This is a genomic window from Paracoccus pantotrophus (assembly GCF_008824185.1).
In the GTDB taxonomy this organism is placed as follows: Bacteria; Pseudomonadota; Alphaproteobacteria; order Rhodobacterales; family Rhodobacteraceae; genus Paracoccus; species Paracoccus pantotrophus.
Window position 1 is genome coordinate 147,660 of record NZ_CP044425.1, and the last position, 16,984, is coordinate 164,643.

Consider the following 16,984-nt stretch of genomic DNA (forward strand, 5'->3'; position numbering starts at 1 on the left):
ACAGGCCCTGCCCCTGGCGGGCGGGGCGCAGGGCTTACAGCGCGCCCTTTTCCATCTCGGCGGCGATATGTTCCGCTTGCCGGATCGCCAGCGCGACGATGGTCAGGGTCGGGTTCTCGGCTGCCGAGGTGGTAAAGACCGAACCGTCCGAGACGAACAGGTTCGGGATGTCATGGGACTGGCCCCATTTGTTCACCACCCCGTCGCGCGGGTTTTCCGACATGCGGTTGGTGCCCAGGTTATGCGTGGACGGGTAGGGCGGCGTCGGCAGAATCCGCGTTGCGCCCGCCGCGCGATAGATCCGCTCGCCCACGGCATAGGCATGGTTGCGCATGGCGATGTCATTGGGGTGGTCGTCGTAATGCACGTTCGGCACCGGCAGCCCGAATCGGTCCTTTTCGCCGCGGTTCAGGGTGATGCGGTTGGTTTCCTGCGGCAGATCCTCGCCCACGATCCACATGCCGGCCATGTTTTCATAGCTGTCCAGCGCCGAGGTGAACTCGCGCCCCCAGCCGCCGGGATCCATGAAGGCCGCCATGAAGGGGATGCCCAGCGACAGCGTCTCCAGCTCATAGCCGCCGACGAAGCCGCGGGCGGGGTCGTGATGCGCCTCGTCCTGGACGATGCCGGCCATGGTGGTGCCGCGCCACATCCGCACCGGGCGTTCGAAGATCGCATAGACCGAGCCGGTGGTGTGGCGCATGTAGTTGCGCCCGACCTGGCCCGAACTGTTCGCCAGCCCGTCCGGGAACCGCTCCGAGGCCGAGGCCAGCAGCAGCCGCGGGCTTTCGATCGAGTTGCCGGCGACGGCGACGATGCGGGCGCGCTGGAACTGCTCGGTCCCGTCGCGGTCGATATAGCGCACGCCGGTGACCTTGCCGTCCTCGTCATGCTCGATCCGGGTGGCGTGGCAATGGTCGCGGACCTCTAGGTTGCCGGTCGCCTCGCCGCGCGGGATGTCGGTATAGGCCGCCGACCATTTCGCGCCCCATTTGCAGCCCTGGAAGCAGAAGCCGGTCTGCTGGCAGGCCATGCGGTCGTCGTAATCGACCGAATTGATCGCCATGCGGCCGGTCGAGACCTGGCTGTAGCCCAGGGCCTTGGCGCCCTTTTCAAACACCAGGTAATTGTTGTTCCCCGGCAGGCCGGGCAGGTCGTTGGTGCGGGTGACGCCCAGCTTCTTCTCGGCCAGGTCGTAATAGGGCTCCAGCTCGGCCAGGGTGATCGGCCAGTCCAGCAGGCTGGCGCCATCGACCGGGCCATAGGTCGTCAGCGCCTTGAACTCGTGTTCCTGGAAGCGCAGCGATGCACCGGCCCAGTGGATCGAGGTGCCGCCGACCGCCTTGACGATCCAGGCCGGCAGGTTGGCAAAGTCCCGCGCTACCCGCCAGTCGCCCGAGGTGGTGCGCATGTCGCCCCAGCTCAGCTGCGCGAAACTGTCCCATTCGTCGTTGATGTAATCCTCGGGCAGGTAGCGCCCGCCCGCCTCCAGCGCCACGACCTTGACGCCCCTTTGCGCCAGTTCGTTGGCCAGCACGCCGCCGCCCGAGCCGGTGCCGATCACCACCACGACCGAGGCGTCGTCATGTCCGAATTTCGCTACATTGTCAGCCATCTCCGCCTCCCTCACAGCCAGTCGATGTCGTTGAAGCCGCGCTCGATATAGCCGCCCTGCGAAAAGCTCTCGCCCTCATAGCCAAAGACCGGCCAGACCTCCTTCTGGTTGTATAGGCCCGTCACCAGCCCGGCGCGCACGGTCTGGAAGAAGGGCGTGTGCTCGATCAGGCGCAGCATGGCGACGCGGTCCTTTTCCCAGCCCGCGGCCAGGTAGGTGTCGAAGCCCTGGGCCTGGGCGACCAGGTTCAGCCCCGCCACGCCTTCCTCGATCATCGGCGCCTGTTCGGGATTGTCATGCGTCTTGACGGCGATGGCATAGAAGCGGTCGGCGATGCGGTCATGCGGATAGATGTCGCGGGCCATCTGGATCAGCACCGCCATGGTCTCGGGCTTCAGCGCCGCGGTCTCGACCGCCCAGGCCGCGTCGCGGGCGGCGACGAAGCCCGAGCCGACCACGAAGGTCGCCCCCGCCGCCATGGCGCGCGCCAGCAGGCCGCGCCGGGTCAGCCCCCTGACATCGCTGCCAGAGGGGGATTTGTGGATGACAGTCATTTGCTCCTCCCTGAGTTGGTTGGCCCGCCCCTCCCGGCGGGCCGCCTGCCTAGAGGTACCGGCCGCCGCGTTGCAGCACCTCGATCTCGTAGCCGTCCGGGTCCTTGATGAAGAAGAAGCGGGCGATGACCTCGCCGCCGGGGGCGAAATCGACCAGCTTGCGCGGGGCCAGGCCCAGATCGGTCAGCCGCCGGTGTTCGGCCGCGACATCCTCGACCGAGACGGCCAGATGGCCGTAGCCGTCGCCCAGCTCATAGGGCTGCTCGCGGCCCTTGTTGATGGTCAGCTCCAGCTCGAAGCTGCTTTCGGCATTGGCCAGGTAGACTAGGGTGAAGCTGTCGAAATCCAGCCGCTCGACCGGTTCCAGGCCGAAGGCGGCCTTGTAGAAGGCCAGCGAGCGCGCCTCGTCCAGCACGCGGATCATCGAATGAATCATCTTGGCCATGCGGCTTTCCTTTCCGGTCTTTGCACCAGTATCGGAAGGACGCCGGCCCCGCGGGTAGCATCATGCTACCACGCGGCGGATTTCTTGCGCGATGCCGCGATCAGGCGGCCTGCGCCACCTGCTGCGCGGCCTTGCGAAAATCCTGCGCGCCGCGGCCGCGCAATTCCAGCTGCACCAGGCAGGCGCAGCGCAAAAGCGAGGTGAAATTCACCGGCTCGCCACCCAGCTGCAGCACTTCGGATTGCAGCGTGGACAGGAAGGCGGGCGTGGCCATGCCCTCGCCGGCGGCGATCTCGTCCAGGATGTCCCAGAAGGCCTGTTCCAGCCGGATCGAGGTGCTTTGCCCGTTCAGCCGCAGCTTGCGGGTCGTCGGCTGATAGCGGCGCGGATCCTGGCGGGAGAAGACTTCGCACATGGCATGGTTCCCAAACTGGCTCGGCAAGTTCCCCGATCATAGCACGACGGGCGAGCCATGCCAGTTTCTTGCACCGCGGCCTGTCCGGCGCGGAACCGGCGTGCGGGACCGGCATCGAATGCGGCCCGGCACGGCGGGGCAACCCATGTGGCGGGCATCGCCAGGGTCGGCGGCGGTCGCGGTGCGGTGGCCGGACCGGTATCGGTCGATCCGGGCCGCGGGTGGGGCGACAATAAGCCGCTGCCCGGCGGATTGCCGGATGAAATATACGCAAATGCGTATTATTGCACCTTGCATCAGGAGAATCCGATGAAATCCCTGCTCGCCGCTTCCGCTCTTGTCCTTGCGGCCGCGCTGCCCGCCTCGGCCCAGGAGGGGCGCAAGCTCGTGACCATCCTGACCGCGCCCGAGCCGCAGACCCAGCTGATGGCGATGGTGCTGACCATGAACGCCGTGGCCAAGGGGGCCGAGGCGCAGATCCTGCTATGCGGCCCCGCCGGCGACATGGCGCTGAAGGAGGCGCCCGAGACCGCGACCGCCGGCCAGCCGCCGCAAGGTGCCAGCCCGCAGGGCCTGATGCAGCAGATGATCGAGAAGAACGGCGTCAAGGTGCAGGTCTGCGCCATCTACCTGCCCGGCAAGGGCGCGGATGCCTCGGTGCTGCTGGAGGGTGTGACGCCGGCCAAGCCCGATGCGATGGCCGCTGAACTGATCGCCGAGAACACCACGGTGCTGAGCTTCTGATCCCGCCTCGGGGCGACATGAAAGGAAAGGCCGCCCTTGCCGGGCGGCCTTGTCGTTTGTGCGGCCCTGGAGGGGCGGGCAGTCCGGGCTGCCGGACGGGGGCCGATCATAACGGGCCCCGGACGCAGGGGCCCGGAGAAAGGGGCCCGGAGAAAGGGGCCCGGAGAAAGGGGCCCGGAGAAAGGGGCCCGGAGAAAGGGGCCCGGAGAAAGGGGCCCGGAGAAAGGGGCCCGGACGCGCGTGCCGCGGCGTCCGGGCCAGGCTCATCTCCCGTTCAGGCGCTTTCGCTGTCCTGCCCGGCGGCGGCCTTGTCCTCCATCATCTCGAACCACATCGCGTTCAGCACCGCGAAGGTGACGGCCAGCGGCGGGCCCAGGATCCATGCGAAATACCACATTGCGTTGTTGTCCTTTCAGTAAGCGTGGCCGCCCCCGGTGATGTTCCTTTTCCTCGACCTTGCCCCACAGCACCCTGTAGGCCCAGGCGGCGTAGGTCGCGATGATCGGCAGGAAGATCCCGGTGCAGACCAGCATGATGAACAGCGTCAGGTGGCTGGACGAGGCGTCCCAGACCGTGAGGCTCGCCCCCGGCATGACCGAGGAGGGCAGGATGAAGGGGAACATCGACAGCCCCACCGAGGAGATGATGCCGAAGATCGCCAGCTTGCTCAGAAAAAGCGTGCGGACCTCGCGCCCGGTTTTCAGCGACCACAGCACGCCAAGCGCGCCCAGGAAGCCGAAGGCCGGGGCTGCCAGCATCCAGGAATGCGCGGCGTAATTGGCAAACCAGGCGCCGGGCGCGAGTTCGACCGTCTTGGCCAGCGGGTTCGACGGCCCGTTCGGGTCGACGGCCCCGGCGATGCGATCGCCGTCCACGAACAGCCACAGCGCCAGCCCGCCCGCCGCGTAAAGCAGCACGGTGGCCATGGCCGCCCAGCGGCCGAAGCGGCGCGCCCGCCCGGCGACCGGGCTGAGCAGGCCGAAAAAGCCGCCGTCGTAGAAGATGCGCAGGTCCGAGCCCAGCCGGAAGGGCACCCCCAGCAGCAGGTTCCCGACCGCGACACCGAAGATCAGCGAGGGCACGAAGCCGCCGATGAACAGCGCCCAGTCCCAGTTGCGCTGCCAGCGCGCGCTTTCGCGTTTCGAGCGATACTTGAACCCGACCGGCCGCAGGATCAGCGCGGCGAGGATCGCGAACATGGCGAGGTAGAAGCCGGAAAAGGACACCGCGTAAAGCGGCGGCCAGGCGGCAAGGATCGCGCCGCTGCCCAGGACCAGCCAGACCTGGTTGCCCTCCCAGACCGGGCCGATGGTGTTGATGACGATGCGGCGCTCCGGGTCGGTCTGGCCGGCGAAGGGCAAGAGCATGCCCACGCCCAGGTCGAAGCCGTCGGTGGCGGCAAAGCCGATCAGCAGCACCCCCAGCAGCACCCACCAGATCGCGCGCAGGGTTTCATAGGTCAGCAATTCGTGCAGGATCATGGTCTTACTCCGCGGCAACGAAACGGGCGGGCAGAAGCGGCGCCTCGGGCCCGTGGTCGGGCTGCGGCCCCTAGCGGATCGCGGCCAGCATCAAGGCGCATCTCGATCACGATCAGCACCGTATAGAGCAGGGTGAAGCCGGCGATGGTGAACAGAACTGTCGGCACCGTCAGCGACGAGGCGGCGGCGACCGTGGGCAACACGCCCAGGGCAGGGCCGGCGCGTGATCGTGCCGCGGGCCGAAACCATCACAAAGGCCGCCATCAGCGCCATGTTGACGAAGCCGATGCCCACCATGATGCGGAAGGCCCAGAACAGCGTCGGCACATGCGGCACGGTATCCCAGGCCGCCTGGGCGATCTGTTCCTCGGTCGCGCCGCGCGGATCCTCGACATATTTGGTCAGCAGCAGCGCATAGCCCATGTCGTCGCCATGCTCTTCGAAGGCCCGCACCGATTCGGGCGGCACCGCATCGCGCGAGGGTGCGGCGCGATAGTCCTGCAGGGCGTCATAGGCGATGATGCCGTTGCGGATGCGGTCCTCGGCCTTGTCCACCAGCTCCAGGATGCCGGGAATTTCCTGCATCAGCGAGCGGGTGCCGATCAGGCCCATCACCCAGGGAATGTGGATGGCGTAGTGGTTGGTCCGCTCCTCCATGTCGGGGATGCCGACCAGGGTGAAGGAGGCCGGCGCCGGCTGGGTTTCCCACATGCCCTCGATGGCGGCGAGCTTCATCTTCTGGTGTTCCGAGGCCAGGTAGCCGAAGCCCGCCCAGCTGTCGATGCGGTTCAGCCGGTCCTCGGCCGCGGCCAGCCTCGCATCCGCATCGGCGATGGCCCGGCGCTGCGCGCCCAGCCGGGCGGCCATGACCAGTTCGGTCTGGCCCTGCATCAGGTCGATGGTGCGGGCGCGCAGGGTCTCGGTCATCTGGGCGCGGCGGCGCATCCCCAGCCCGGCCGCATGGCCCGCGGCCAGCGCCAGCCCGATCCCGGCCGCGACGAGGAAGGCAAAGACCGCCAGCCCCAACAGCGGCTGCATCAGCCCCAGGGCCAGCCCCACCGCCAGCGCCGTGGCCAAGGCCGCGGCCGGGGGCGCCAGCACCCGCAGGTAAAGCACGTCGAGCGCGTCGATATCCACGGTCAGCCGGAACAGCAGCCGCGCAGGCCCGCCAGCACGGCCAGCGTCGCGTCATGCGTCACCAGCCGCTCGCCATAGCGCGCCGCCGTGCGCCCCAGCGCCAGCAGCCGGATACCCGAGGAGGGCATGAACACGTCGAAGGCCAGCGCCGTGGCCGTGGTCAGCCCGGCAATGGCGGTGGCGGTAATGAACCAGCCCGACAGGCCCAAAAGCGCGATGCCCGCCAGCACCGTTACCGCCGCCGGCGCCGCTCCGTCCACAGCCGGCGCCGCCCTTCGGCGGCGAACAGCGCCAGCACCGGCGCCATGTCTCGGACCAGCCGCCTCATGCCGCCGCCTCCATTCCGGTGCCGTCCAGCCGGATGATGCGGTCCATCCGCGCCGCCAGTTCCGGGTCATGCGTCGCCACGATCAGCGTGTGTCCCCGGGCCAGCGCCAGCAGCCCCTCGGTGATCTCGGCCGCCGTGGCAGCGTCGAGATGCGCGGTCGGCTCATCCGCCAGGATCAGCCCGGCCTGCGGTGTCGCGGCCACCCGCGCCAGCGCCAGCCGCCGCGCCTGTCCGCCGGACAGGCCGGTGCCGCCCTCGCCCACCGGGGCGCTGCCGCGCCGGGCCGCGACCTGGTCCAGCCGGGCCATGCGCAGCGCCTGCGGCAGGCTGTCGGGGGCGTCCAGGCTCCGGCCCAGCGTGACATTCTGCGCCAGCGAGCCGGCGAAGATATGCGGAGCCTGGCCGATCCAGGCCATTCGGGCGCGCAATGCGGCGGCGGCTTACGTGTCGAGCAGCCGGCCGTCGATCTCGATCCGCCCCAAATCGGGCGCGGCTAGGCCGGCGATCAGCGAAAGCAGCGTCGATTTGCCCGAGCCGCTGGGGCCGACCAGCGCCACGCGCTCGCCCGGCGCGACGGTCAGGCTGAGCGCGGCGCCGGGTTCCGCCGCGCCGGCATGGCGAAAGCGCAGATCCTCGAGGCGCAGCGCCATGGCGGCGGCGGTTGGCGGGGCGGCGGCCTCGGCCTCGGCGCCGGGCAGCGCCATCCCCGGCGCGGCCGCCCGTTGCAAGGCGGCCATCCCGGCCTCGCCCGCCGCCTTGTCGTGCCAGACCGCCGACAATTCGCGCAAAGGCTCGAAAAAGGCCGGCGCCAGCAGCAGGATGAACAGGCCCTCGGCCAGCGTCAGCTTGTCGCCCCAGGCGCCAAAGGGCAGGGCGCCCAGCAGGTGAAAACCGATATAGACCGCGACCATCGCCACGCCGAGCGCCGCGAAAAGCTCCAGCCGCCGAGGTCAGGAAGGCGATGCGCAAGACCGCCATGATCCGCGCGCGCAGCGATTCCGCATCGGCCCTGACGCGCAGCGCCGTCGCCTCGAAGGCGCCCAGGCTGCGGATGGTCGCCATGCCGCGGAGCCGGTCCAGCAGGAAGGCGTTCATGCCGCCGACCTCGACCATCTGCGCCTTGCTCGCCGCCTTGGCCTTCCAGCCGACCAGCACCATGAAGACCGAAAACACCGGCAGCGCCACCAGCAGCACCAGTACCGCCGTCCAGGACAGGGGCAGGATCGCCAAGAGGATGACCAGGGGCAGCACCGCCGCCTTCAGCCGCGCGGGCCGAAACCGCGCCAGCCAGGGCATGACGGCCTCGGCCTGTTCGGTGACGATGCTTGCCGCCTCGCCCGAGGGCATGCGCCCGGCATCGAGCGGCGAGCGCGCCGAAAGCGCCGCCACCGCCCGGCCGCGCAGCTCCGACAGCCGGGCCGGCGCCGCGCGCCAGGCCAGCCTGCCGCCAAGCGCCTCGAGCCCCGCGCGCAGGCGCTCCAGCGCCAGCACGCCGAGCGCCAGCACGCCGAGCGCCGGCCCCGCCAGCGAGGCCGCGCCGGTTCCCGCGCCGATCCCGGCCACCGCGACGGCCAGGATGCCGGCCTGGGGGCAACCACAGAAGCGCGGCCGCCACCGCCAGGGCGCAGGCAAGCCGGGCAGGAGGGCCGACGCCCCCGCCGCTGGCCGAGGGCGGATGCCGCAAAGGCCGTTCAGATTCGCACATGGTGATGTCTTTGTGGTTCGCGTCGGATCAGGCGACACGTTATCTTCGGAAGGATGCATGGATGATGAAGCGCATGGATGCAGCGGGGCAACACGACGCATCCCCCTCCGGCGGCCTTGCATATATTCGCATACTTGAATATGCTTTATTGCGACGCGCGATCTGCGTGCAGGAGGAGTATTCGATGCGCCATGCCCCGACCTCGGCCGCCGGCCCGGTCTCGACACCCGATCTCGATCTCGATCTCGATCCCGGTTCCGACACCCGGCCCGCCACCCGTTCCGAACCGCAGGCCGAACCGCAGGCCGAACCCGGTTCCGATGCGGGCCCGGCGGCCCTGGCACCCGCGCCCGAAGTGACCGGCTTCTACGAGGCGCGCACCGGCTCGGTGCAATATGTGGTGGCCGATCCGGCGACCGGCCAATGCGCGGTCATCGACCCGGTGCTGGACTATGACGAGAAATCCGGCGCCACCGCCACCATCGAGGCCGACCGCATCCTCGCCTTCATCGCCGAGAAGGGCTACGCGCTGGAATGGATCCTCGACACCCATCCCCATGCCGACCATTTCTCGGCCGCCGATTATCTCAGGCGCAGGACCGGCGCCCCCACCGCCATCGGCGAGAAGGTGGTCGAGGTGCAGAAACTGTGGAAGGAATTCTACAACTGGCCGGACTTTCCCGCCGACGGCTCGCAATGGGACAAGCTTTTCGCCGAGGGCGAGACCTTCCGCCTCGGCTCGATCCCGGCGCGGGTGCTGTTCTCGCCCGGCCATACCCTGGCCTCGATCTCCTATGTGATCGGCGACGCGGCCTTCGTGCATGACACGCTGTTCATGCCCGACAGCGGCACGGCGCGGGCGGATTTCCCCGGCGGCGACGCGCATGCGCTGTGGCGCTCGATCCAGGCGATCCTGGCCTTGCCGGACGCGACGCGGGTCTTCACCGGCCACGACTATTGCCAGGGCGGGCGGGCGCCGGCCTGGGAATCGACCGTGGCCGAGCAGAAGGCCAGGAACAGCCACATGGCGCGATACCGCACCGAGGCCGCGTTCGTGGCGGCGCGGCAGGCGCGCGACCGCACCCTGCCGATGCCCAAGCTGATCCTGCATGCGCTGCAGGTCAACACCAATGCCGGCCGGCTGCCCGCGCCGGAGGCGAACGGCCGGCGCTACCTGAAGATCCCGCTGGACCTGCTGCAGGCGCCCTGGGACTGAGGCGGAGGAGGAAGGATGCGGATCAATATCGGAACCGCCGAGCGGGCGCTGCGGCTGGTGCTGGGCATCGGGCTGGTGCTCTTGGCCTTGCTGGCCGGGCTGTCGCCGGCATGGAGCGGGGCGGCGGCGCTGGCCGGGCTGGTGCTGCTGGCGACCGCGGCGCTGCGCTTCTGCCCGGTCTGGGCGCTGCCGGGCATCACCCGCGGCCTGGAAGGCGGGGGGCGCGAAGCTGGGGATCGCGGGAACGGGGATCGCCAGGACGGGGATCATCAAGACGGAGGCGGGGCATGACCGCGTTCACCACCGAGTTCACCCCTGTGCAATCGCTGCTGGGCGGCGGGCTGGTCGGGCTGGCGGCGGTGCTGCTGATGGCGCTGCACGGCCGCATCGCCGGCATGACCGGGATCCTGGCCGGGGCCTTCGCGCCGGGCGGCGGCTGGCGGCTGGCCTTCCTGGCCGGCGCGGTGGCGGCGCCCTTGCTGCTGGTGCGGCTGGGCGGGGTCGCGGTGGATTTCTCCAGCCCGGTGCCGCTGGGCTGGACGGCGCTCAGCGGGCTCATGGTCGGGATCGGGGTCAGCTATGGCGGCGGCTGCACCTCGGGCCACGGGGTCTGCGGGCTGGCGCGGCTGTCGGCGCGCTCGCTGGTGGCGACGCTGAGCTTCATGCTGGCGACCGGGGCCACGGTCTATGCCACGCGCCATCTTGCGGGAGGGTTCTGAGATGGTCTTGCTGTCGGCCTTGCTGATCGGGCTGGTCTTTGGCGCGGGGATTGCGGTCTCGGGCATGGCCAACCCTGCGAAGGTTCTGAATTTCTTCGACATTGCCGGGGCCTGGGATCCGTCCCTGGCCTTCGTGATGGGCGGCGCGCTGGCGGTGGCCCTGCCGGGCTACCGGCTGGTGCTGCGCCGGCCGGCGCCGGTGCTGGCGCTGCGCTTCCACCTGCCCGAGCGGCGCGCCATCGACCCGGCCCTGGTCGGCGGATCGGCGCTGTTCGGCCTGGGCTGGGGGCTCTCGGGATTCTGCCCCGGCGGCGCCATCCCCGCCATCGGCCTCATCCGCCCAGAACCCGTCCTCTTCTCCGCAACAATGGCCGCTGGAATCGCAATCGTCAAAACAGGGCAGCGATGGGTCGCGGCCCGTTCTGCCGCCGATCGGCAGGGGGCATGAATGTGGCCCTTTCGACGGCGCGGCAAGCCGCGGATTCGCAAGATCGACGACCGGTTCTCGGCCACCGGCCAGCTTTGCCCCGAAGACCTGCCGGCGGTCGCGGGGGCGGGGTTCCGGGTGCTGGTCTGCGTTCGCCCCGATGGCGAGGAGCGTGGCCAGCCCGATTTCGCCACCATCGCTGCCGCGGCCGCGCGCCTTGGCCTGACCGCGCGCCATATTCCGGTTTCCGGCCAGCCTTCGGCCGGCCAGATCGCGGCGTTCCGTTGCATCCTGGCCGAGGCCGGGGGGCCGGTGCTGGGCTGGTGCCGTTCGGGCATGCGGGTGCGGGCATTCTATGCCCTGTGCCGGCAGCAGCCGGCCGCCGGCAGGGCATGAGCCCGGCCCGCGGCATGGCAATGGGCCGGGCGCCCGCGAGGAAGATTGCCCGGGCCTGGGCAGTCGAAGCCGAGCCCGCATCGCCGGGCTATCCGCAGGCTGCGCGGCATCGGGTGCTGGCCCGGCGGCTGCCGGATCAGTCCTGGGTGCCGCAGAAGATGTCGTAGAGCACTTCCATGACCTTGCGGGCAGGCTGGCTTTCGATCCGATACCAGATCGTCTGCCCTTCGCGCCGGCCGAGGATGATCTTGTCCCGGCGCAGAAGCGCCAGATGCTGCGACACGGTGGAATCGCGGATGCCCAGGAATTCCGCAAGCTGGCCCACGGATTTCTCGCCCTCTACCAGCTGGCACAGGATCAGCAGCCGATGACGGTTGCCAAGCGATTTCAGAAGGTCGCTGGCCTCGTCGGCGGCTGCGCGCATGCTTTCGGGATCTATGCTGACATCGACGCTCATGCACCATAGCTACATTATTGCGAATATACGGTCAAGATGCACGCCCCATCGGTCTTTCAGTAGCCGGCATCGCGACAGTTTGCCGCATTAATCTTCGAAAATCCGAATGTTACGGCAATTCACATAAAACGCATCAGCAAGCCCTCAAACGCAAGCAAAAGGTGATTTTCATGCACAAGATCCTTCTGGCCGCCGCCGCCCTGTCCGTTCCCGCCCTGGCCCAGGCTGCCGAGCCCGGCGATATTGCCGCCGCGCGCATCGGCTATTTCAGCCTGGTCAACCTGGAGATGGGCGGGCTGGCGGCCATGGCGCAGGGCAAGGCGCCCTATGACGCCGAACGGGCACGGGCGCTGGCCGGCGATCTCAAGCTGCTGTCGGAATACCTGCATGACGACCTGCTGATGCCGGGAACCTCGAATGCCGAGCTGGCCGGCAAGACCCGCGCCCTGCCGGCGATCTGGGAACAGACCGAGGATTACCGTGCCAAGGGCATGGCCTTCCGCGAGGCGGTCGCCGCGCTGCAGGGCGTCGCCGGCGAGGGGCAGGAGGCGCTTGCCCCCGCCGTCGGCAAGGTCGGTGCGACCTGCAAGGCCTGCCATGACAGCTATCGCGCCAAGGATTTCTAGGATGCGCGGCGGTGCCGCCCAAGCATTTGTCGGTCCGCGCAGATGATCCGGATGCAGGGGCCCTGCCGTGGCGGAGCCCCTGCATCCGGGGCCGGGCCCGCGCGATCTGCCGGCTGATCTGATCCTGCAGATGGCCGCATATGGCGCGCGCCGGCGGCCTGAACCGGCGCCAAGGCGAAATGTCGCAGGGGCCGCCAGCCGATTCTGCGGCATCGGCAAGGACTTTCCCCTTGAAACGTATTATACGAAGATATGTATATACTATCGGCAATCGGCTGTTCTGGAGTTTTCCGATGACACTTGACCGCATCATTCTTGCCTTTGCAGGGTTCATGGTCCTGCTTTCCGTCGTGTTGACCGTCTGGGTGTCGCCCCTGTTCGTCTGGCTGACGGTCTTTGTCGGCGCGAACCTGCTGCAATCCGCCTTTACCGGCTTCTGCCCGGCGGCCATGATCTTCCGCAAGCTCGGCATCAAACCCGGCTGCGCCTTCTGAAAGTTCGACCCATGCGATTGCTGCTGCTTGTCGCGCTTGTCGCCACCGGGCCGGCGCGGGCCGAGCCGCTGATCCTGGACTGGAGCGCGGTGCCCGAGATGAAGGCCGTCTACGGCACGGTCGAGGCCCGCGACACCATCCCGGCGCGGGCGCGCATCGGCGGCACGGTCGTGGAGCTGCTGGTCAGCGAGGGGGATCACGTCGAGGCCGGGGCCACGCTTGCCACCGTCCGCGACGACAAGATCGCCTTCCAGATCGCGGCCTTCGGCTCGCGGATCGCGGCCTTGCGGGCGCAGCTGGCCGAATCGGAATCCGATCTTGCACGCGGGCAGTCGCTGGTGCAGCGCGGCGCGGCCTCGCAGCAGCGGGTCGAGCAGTTGCAGACCGCCGTCGATGTGATCCGCGGCCAGATCGCCGCGGCCGAGGCCGAGCGCGCGGTGGTCGAGCAGCAGCAGGCCGAGGGCGCGGTGCTGGCGCCGGTCTCGGGCCTGGTGCTGGGCGTGCCGGCGGTGCGCGGCTCGGTGGTGATGCCGGGCGAGGTGGTGGCGAGCCTGGGCGGCGGCGGCTTTTTCCTGCGCCTGTCGGTGCCCGAGCGCCATGCCGCCTACCTTGCCGAAGGGGCCGAGATCCAGATCGCCGCGGGCGGCAGGGCCGCCACGGGCCGGCTGGCCAAGATCTATCCGCTGATCCAGGGCGGCCGGGTGCAGGCCGATGTCGAGGTCGACCGTCTGCCCGACGCCTTTGTCGGCGCGCGCGTCGCCGTGGAGCTGCCGGTGGGCCAGCGCCGGGCGCTGCTGGTGCCGGCCGCGGCGGTGACGACCCGCGCCGGCGTCGATTTCGTTAGCGTGGCCGGTGTCTCGGGCGAGGTGCGGCGGGCGGTGCTGACCGGCGAAACCCTGGTCCGGGACGGCGTGGAGATGGTCGAGATCCTGACCGGCCTTGTGCCGGGGGAAACGGTGATCGTTCCATGAACACCCCCGGCGATCCCCCCCGCAGCCCCGGCCTGGCCGGCTGGCTGACGCGTGGCTTCATCACCTCGCCCTTGACGCCGCTGTTCCTGATCGCGGCTCTGGCCTTCGGGCTGATCGCGCTGATCAGCCTGCCGCGCGAGGAAGAGCCGCAGATCTCGGTCCCCATGGTGGACATCCGCGTCCAGGCCCCCGGCCTCAGGGCCGAGGATGCGGTCAAGCTGGTGACCGAGCCGCTGGAGACCATCGTCAAGGGCATCGACGGGGTCGAGCATATCTATTCCCAGACCCAGGACGATGGCGTGCTGGTGACGGCGCGCTTCCTGGTCGGCACCTCCTCGGATGCGGCGGTGCTGCGCGTGCATGACAAGCTGCGCGCCAATATGGACCGCATCCCCCAGGGCATCCCCGAGCCGCAGGTGGTGGGCCGAGGCATCGACGACGTGGCCATCGTGGCGCTGACGCTTTCGGCCCGACCCGATGCGGCGGAACGGGTGACGGCGGCCGAACTGACCCGCATCGCCCGCGAATTGCGCACCGAACTGGCCAAGATCGACGATGTCGGCCTGACCTATCTGATCGGCGAAACCGAGGAGGCGATCCGCGTCGCCCCCGATCCCGCCCGGCTGGCGCTTTACGGCATCACGCTGCAACAGCTGGCCGGCAAGGTCCAGGGCGCCAACCGCGCCCTGCCGGCGGGGATGGTCCGCGAGGACGGCCGGCAGGTGATGCTGGTCGCGGGCGAGACCCTACGCAGCCCCGATGAGATCGGCAACCTGGTGCTGACCGCCCGCGACGGCCGCCCGGTCTATGTCCGCGACGTGGCCGATCTGGGCTTCGTCGGCGACACGGCCGAGGCGCTGGTCGCCACCCTTACCCGCGATTCCGGCCGGCGTCCGGCGGTGACGCTGGCGCTGGCCAAGCGCGCCGGCGCCAATGCCGTCACCGTGGCCGAGGCGATCCTGCACCGCGCCGAGGCGCTGCAAGGCACGCTGATCCCCGACGACATGCAGGTCGAGATCACCCGCGACTATGGCGAGACGGCCAACGAAAAGGCCAACGAGCTGCTTTACCACCTGGGCCTGGCGACGCTGTCGATCATCGCGCTGGTCTGGCTGGCCATCGGCCGGCGCGAGGCGCTGGTGGTGGCGGTGGTGATCCCGGTGACGATCCTGCTGACGCTGTTCGCGTCCTGGATCATGGGCTATACGCTGAACCGGGTCAGCCTGTTCGCGCTGATCTTCTCGATCGGCATCCTGGTCGACGACGCCATCGTGGTGATCGAGAACATCGCGCGGCATTGGGGCATGGGCGGCACCGACCGCCGCGAAACCGCCATCGAGGCGGTGATCGAGGTCGGCAACCCCACCATTGTCGCCACGCTGACCGTGGTGGTGGCGCTGCTGCCGATGCTGTTCGTTTCGGGGATGATGGGGCCTTACATGAGCCCGATCCCCTCGAACGCCTCGGTGGCGATGATCTTTTCCTTCTTCGTCGCGGTGACGGTCACGCCCTGGCTGATGCTGAAGGTCGCCGGCCGCGCGCCGCTGCATCACGAGGCCGAGGGGCAGGGCGGCCGGCTGGGCCGGACCTATGCCGCCATCGCCCGGCCGGTGCTGGCCAGCAAGGGCCGGGCCTGGCTGTTCCTGGGCGGGGTGATCGTGCTGACCTTCGGCTCGCTCGCGCTGTTCTATACCCGCGACGTGACGGTGAAGCTGCTGCCCTTCGACAACAAGTCGGAACTGTCCGTGACCATCGACCTGCCCGAGGGCGCGGCGGTCGAGACCACGGATGCCGTGGCCCAGGCCGTGGCCGGGGTGGCGATGGAACTGCCCGAAGTGGTCTCGGTCCAGACCCATGCCGCCGCCGCGGCGCCGTTCAATTTCAACGGCTTGGTGCGGCATTCCTTCTATCGCACCCAGCCGCACCAGGGCGAGGTGGCGGTCAACCTGTCCGCCAAGCACGACCGCGACCGTTCGAGCCACCAGATCGCGCTGGACCTGCGCGCGCGCATCCAGGCGCTGCCGCTGCCCGAGGGCACGGTGCTGAAGGTGGTGGAACCCCCGCCCGGCCCGCCGGTGATGGCGACGCTGCTGGCCGAGATCTATGGTCCCGACCCGGAAACCCGCCGCGCGGTGGGCGAAAAGGTCGAGGCGGCCTTCCGTTCGGTCCCCTTCATCGTCGACGTGGACAATTCCTGGGGTGATGCCGCGCCGCGGCTGCGGGTGCTGATCTCGCCCGACGACCTGGATTTCTACGGCGTGGCGGAATCGGATGTCTTCGACAGCATCGCCATCCTGAACGGCTCGACCACGGTTGGCTATTCGCATCGGGGCGAGGGGCGGGCGCCGATCCCGATCCGGGTCGAACGGCCCCGCGACCAGCGCGTGCCGGGCGAGGATTTCCTGACCACGCCGATCCCGGCCGATCTGCTGCCCGGCAATCGCGGCGTGGTCGAACTGGGCGACGTGGTGCGGATCGAGGATGAGGACGCCTCGCATATCCTGTTCCGCCACAACGGCCGGCCAGCCGAGATGGTGACTGCGGAACTCGCCGGCGACTTCGAGGCGCCGCTTTACGGCATGATGGCGGTCAGGGATGCGCTGGAGGCGCAGGACTGGGCCGGCCTGCCCAAGCCCGAGATCCGGCTGCGCGGCCAGCCCGAGGATGACAGCGCCAGCACCTTGCTGTGGGACGGCGAATGGGAAGTGACCTGGGTCACGTTCCGCGACATGGGCGGGGCCTTCGCGGTGGCGCTGCTGGGCATCTATATCCTGGTGGTGGCGCAGTTCGGCAGCTTCCGGCTGCCGCTGGTGATCCTGACGCCGGTGCCCCTGACCTTCATCGGAATCCTGGGCGGGCATTGGCTGTTCGGCGCGCCCTTCTCGGCGCCCTCGATGATCGGCTTCATCGCGCTGGCCGGGATCATTGTGCGCAATTCGATCCTGCTGGTGGATTTCATCCGCCACGACAGCACCGGCCGGCCGCTGACCGAGGTGCTGATCGATGCGGGCGCCGTGCGCTTCCGGCCGATCCTGCTGACGGCGCTGGCGGCGATGATCGGGGCGGCGGTGATCCTGACCGATCCGATTTTTCAGGGGCTGGCGATCTCGCTGTTCTTCGGGCTGATCTCCTCGACCCTGCTGACGGTTCTGGTCATCCCGGCGGTCTATCGGGTGTTCCGCACCTGAGTCACCGCGCCGGCGGCTGGCCTTGCCGGGATGGTTGCCCTATTCCCCGGCGGGGGTCCGACCGCG

At 69.2% G+C, this 16,984-nt stretch carries 16 protein-coding genes and 3 pseudogenes; 10 read left to right on the forward strand and 9 right to left on the reverse strand.

Annotated features, from left to right (window positions below):
- Positions 1-34 precede the first annotated feature (34 nt).
- From ESD82_RS08600 to ESD82_RS08615, 4 genes are all read right to left on the reverse strand, one after another.
- Entirely contained in the window at positions 35-1,615 is a 1,581-nt protein-coding gene (locus ESD82_RS08600; RefSeq protein WP_024845618.1) for a GMC family oxidoreductase, read from the reverse strand.
- 11 nt (positions 1,616-1,626) lie between these two features.
- A complete protein-coding gene (locus ESD82_RS08605; protein ID WP_024845617.1) occupies positions 1,627-2,169 on the reverse strand; it encodes a twin-arginine translocation pathway signal in 543 nt (180 codons plus the stop codon).
- Positions 2,170-2,218: 49 nt separating this feature from the next.
- Positions 2,219-2,614 carry a VOC family protein gene (locus tag ESD82_RS08610; protein ID WP_024845616.1) on the reverse strand — a complete coding sequence of 132 codons (396 nt, stop codon included), beginning with the start codon at positions 2,612-2,614 and terminating at the stop codon, positions 2,219-2,221.
- Positions 2,615-2,714: 100 nt separating this feature from the next.
- A complete protein-coding gene (locus ESD82_RS08615; RefSeq protein ID WP_024845615.1) occupies positions 2,715-3,029 on the reverse strand; it encodes a ribbon-helix-helix domain-containing protein in 315 nt (104 codons plus the stop codon).
- A gap of 309 nt (positions 3,030-3,338) precedes the next feature.
- On the opposite strand from ESD82_RS08615, the gene ESD82_RS08620 reads away from it, so the two are divergent.
- Complete coding sequence (locus tag ESD82_RS08620; RefSeq protein WP_147429346.1) at positions 3,339-3,773, forward strand: hypothetical protein; 435 nt, start codon at positions 3,339-3,341, stop codon at positions 3,771-3,773.
- A 274-nt stretch (positions 3,774-4,047) separates the two neighbouring features.
- Here the strand turns inward: ESD82_RS08620 and cydX are convergent, their stop codons facing one another.
- From cydX to cydD, 4 genes and pseudogenes are all read right to left on the reverse strand, one after another.
- On the reverse strand, positions 4,048-4,170 hold the full coding sequence (cydX, locus tag ESD82_RS08625) for a cytochrome bd-I oxidase subunit CydX (RefSeq protein ID WP_074991057.1): 123 nt from the start codon (positions 4,168-4,170) through the stop codon (positions 4,048-4,050).
- A gap of 15 nt (positions 4,171-4,185) precedes the next feature.
- A pseudogene (gene cydB / locus ESD82_RS08630) lies at positions 4,186-5,254 on the reverse strand (cytochrome d ubiquinol oxidase subunit II).
- Positions 5,255-5,258: 4 nt separating this feature from the next.
- Positions 5,259-6,698, reverse strand: a pseudogene (locus ESD82_RS22510) (cytochrome ubiquinol oxidase subunit I).
- A 17-nt stretch (positions 6,699-6,715) separates the two neighbouring features.
- A pseudogene (gene cydD / locus ESD82_RS08645) lies at positions 6,716-8,424 on the reverse strand (thiol reductant ABC exporter subunit CydD).
- A gap of 337 nt (positions 8,425-8,761) precedes the next feature.
- Here cydD and ESD82_RS08650 point away from each other — a divergent pair.
- Genes ESD82_RS08650 through ESD82_RS08670 form a run of 5 tightly spaced genes read left to right on the forward strand, consistent with a single transcriptional unit; the run spans position 8,762 to position 11,182 of the window.
- Positions 8,762-9,640 (forward strand): MBL fold metallo-hydrolase, encoded by an 879-nt coding sequence (locus ESD82_RS08650; RefSeq protein ID WP_024845607.1) that lies wholly within the window; start codon positions 8,762-8,764, stop codon positions 9,638-9,640.
- A gap of 15 nt (positions 9,641-9,655) precedes the next feature.
- The gene (locus ESD82_RS08655) at positions 9,656-9,931 is read left to right on the forward strand and encodes a YgaP-like transmembrane domain (protein WP_024845606.1); all 276 of its coding nucleotides are present in this window, start codon (positions 9,656-9,658) and stop codon (positions 9,929-9,931) included.
- Entirely contained in the window at positions 9,928-10,359 is a 432-nt protein-coding gene (locus tag ESD82_RS08660) for a YeeE/YedE family protein (protein WP_024845605.1), read from the forward strand. The genes ESD82_RS08655 and ESD82_RS08660 overlap by 4 nt, the downstream gene beginning before the upstream one ends.
- 1 nt (position 10,360) lies before the next feature.
- Positions 10,361-10,807 carry a DUF6691 family protein gene (locus ESD82_RS08665; protein WP_074991074.1) on the forward strand — a complete coding sequence of 149 codons (447 nt, stop codon included), beginning with the start codon at positions 10,361-10,363 and terminating at the stop codon, positions 10,805-10,807.
- Complete coding sequence (locus tag ESD82_RS08670; RefSeq protein ID WP_036748473.1) at positions 10,808-11,182, forward strand: TIGR01244 family sulfur transferase; 375 nt, start codon at positions 10,808-10,810, stop codon at positions 11,180-11,182.
- Between the two features lie 136 nt (positions 11,183-11,318).
- On the opposite strand, the gene ESD82_RS08675 is transcribed toward ESD82_RS08670, so the two are convergent.
- The gene (locus ESD82_RS08675; RefSeq protein WP_024845952.1) at positions 11,319-11,639 is read right to left on the reverse strand and encodes an ArsR/SmtB family transcription factor; all 321 of its coding nucleotides are present in this window, start codon (positions 11,637-11,639) and stop codon (positions 11,319-11,321) included.
- Between the two features lie 170 nt (positions 11,640-11,809).
- Between ESD82_RS08675 and ESD82_RS08680 the strand changes: the two genes are divergently transcribed.
- The 4 genes from ESD82_RS08680 (at position 11,810) to ESD82_RS08695 (ending at position 16,918) form a co-directional block, all read left to right on the forward strand.
- Positions 11,810-12,265: a c-type cytochrome gene (locus ESD82_RS08680; protein WP_024845951.1), complete on the forward strand. Its 456-nt coding sequence runs from the start codon at positions 11,810-11,812 to the stop codon at positions 12,263-12,265.
- A gap of 293 nt (positions 12,266-12,558) precedes the next feature.
- Positions 12,559-12,759: a YgaP family membrane protein gene (locus ESD82_RS08685; RefSeq protein WP_024845950.1), complete on the forward strand. Its 201-nt coding sequence runs from the start codon at positions 12,559-12,561 to the stop codon at positions 12,757-12,759.
- 11 nt (positions 12,760-12,770) lie between these two features.
- Positions 12,771-13,730, forward strand: a complete 960-nt coding sequence (locus ESD82_RS08690) for an efflux RND transporter periplasmic adaptor subunit (protein ID WP_147429345.1) — start codon at positions 12,771-12,773, stop codon at positions 13,728-13,730.
- The gene (locus ESD82_RS08695) at positions 13,727-16,918 is read left to right on the forward strand and encodes an efflux RND transporter permease subunit (RefSeq protein WP_074991078.1); all 3,192 of its coding nucleotides are present in this window, start codon (positions 13,727-13,729) and stop codon (positions 16,916-16,918) included. Before ESD82_RS08690 ends, ESD82_RS08695 begins: the two co-directional genes overlap by 4 nt.
- The last annotated feature ends 66 nt before the right edge of the window (positions 16,919-16,984 follow it).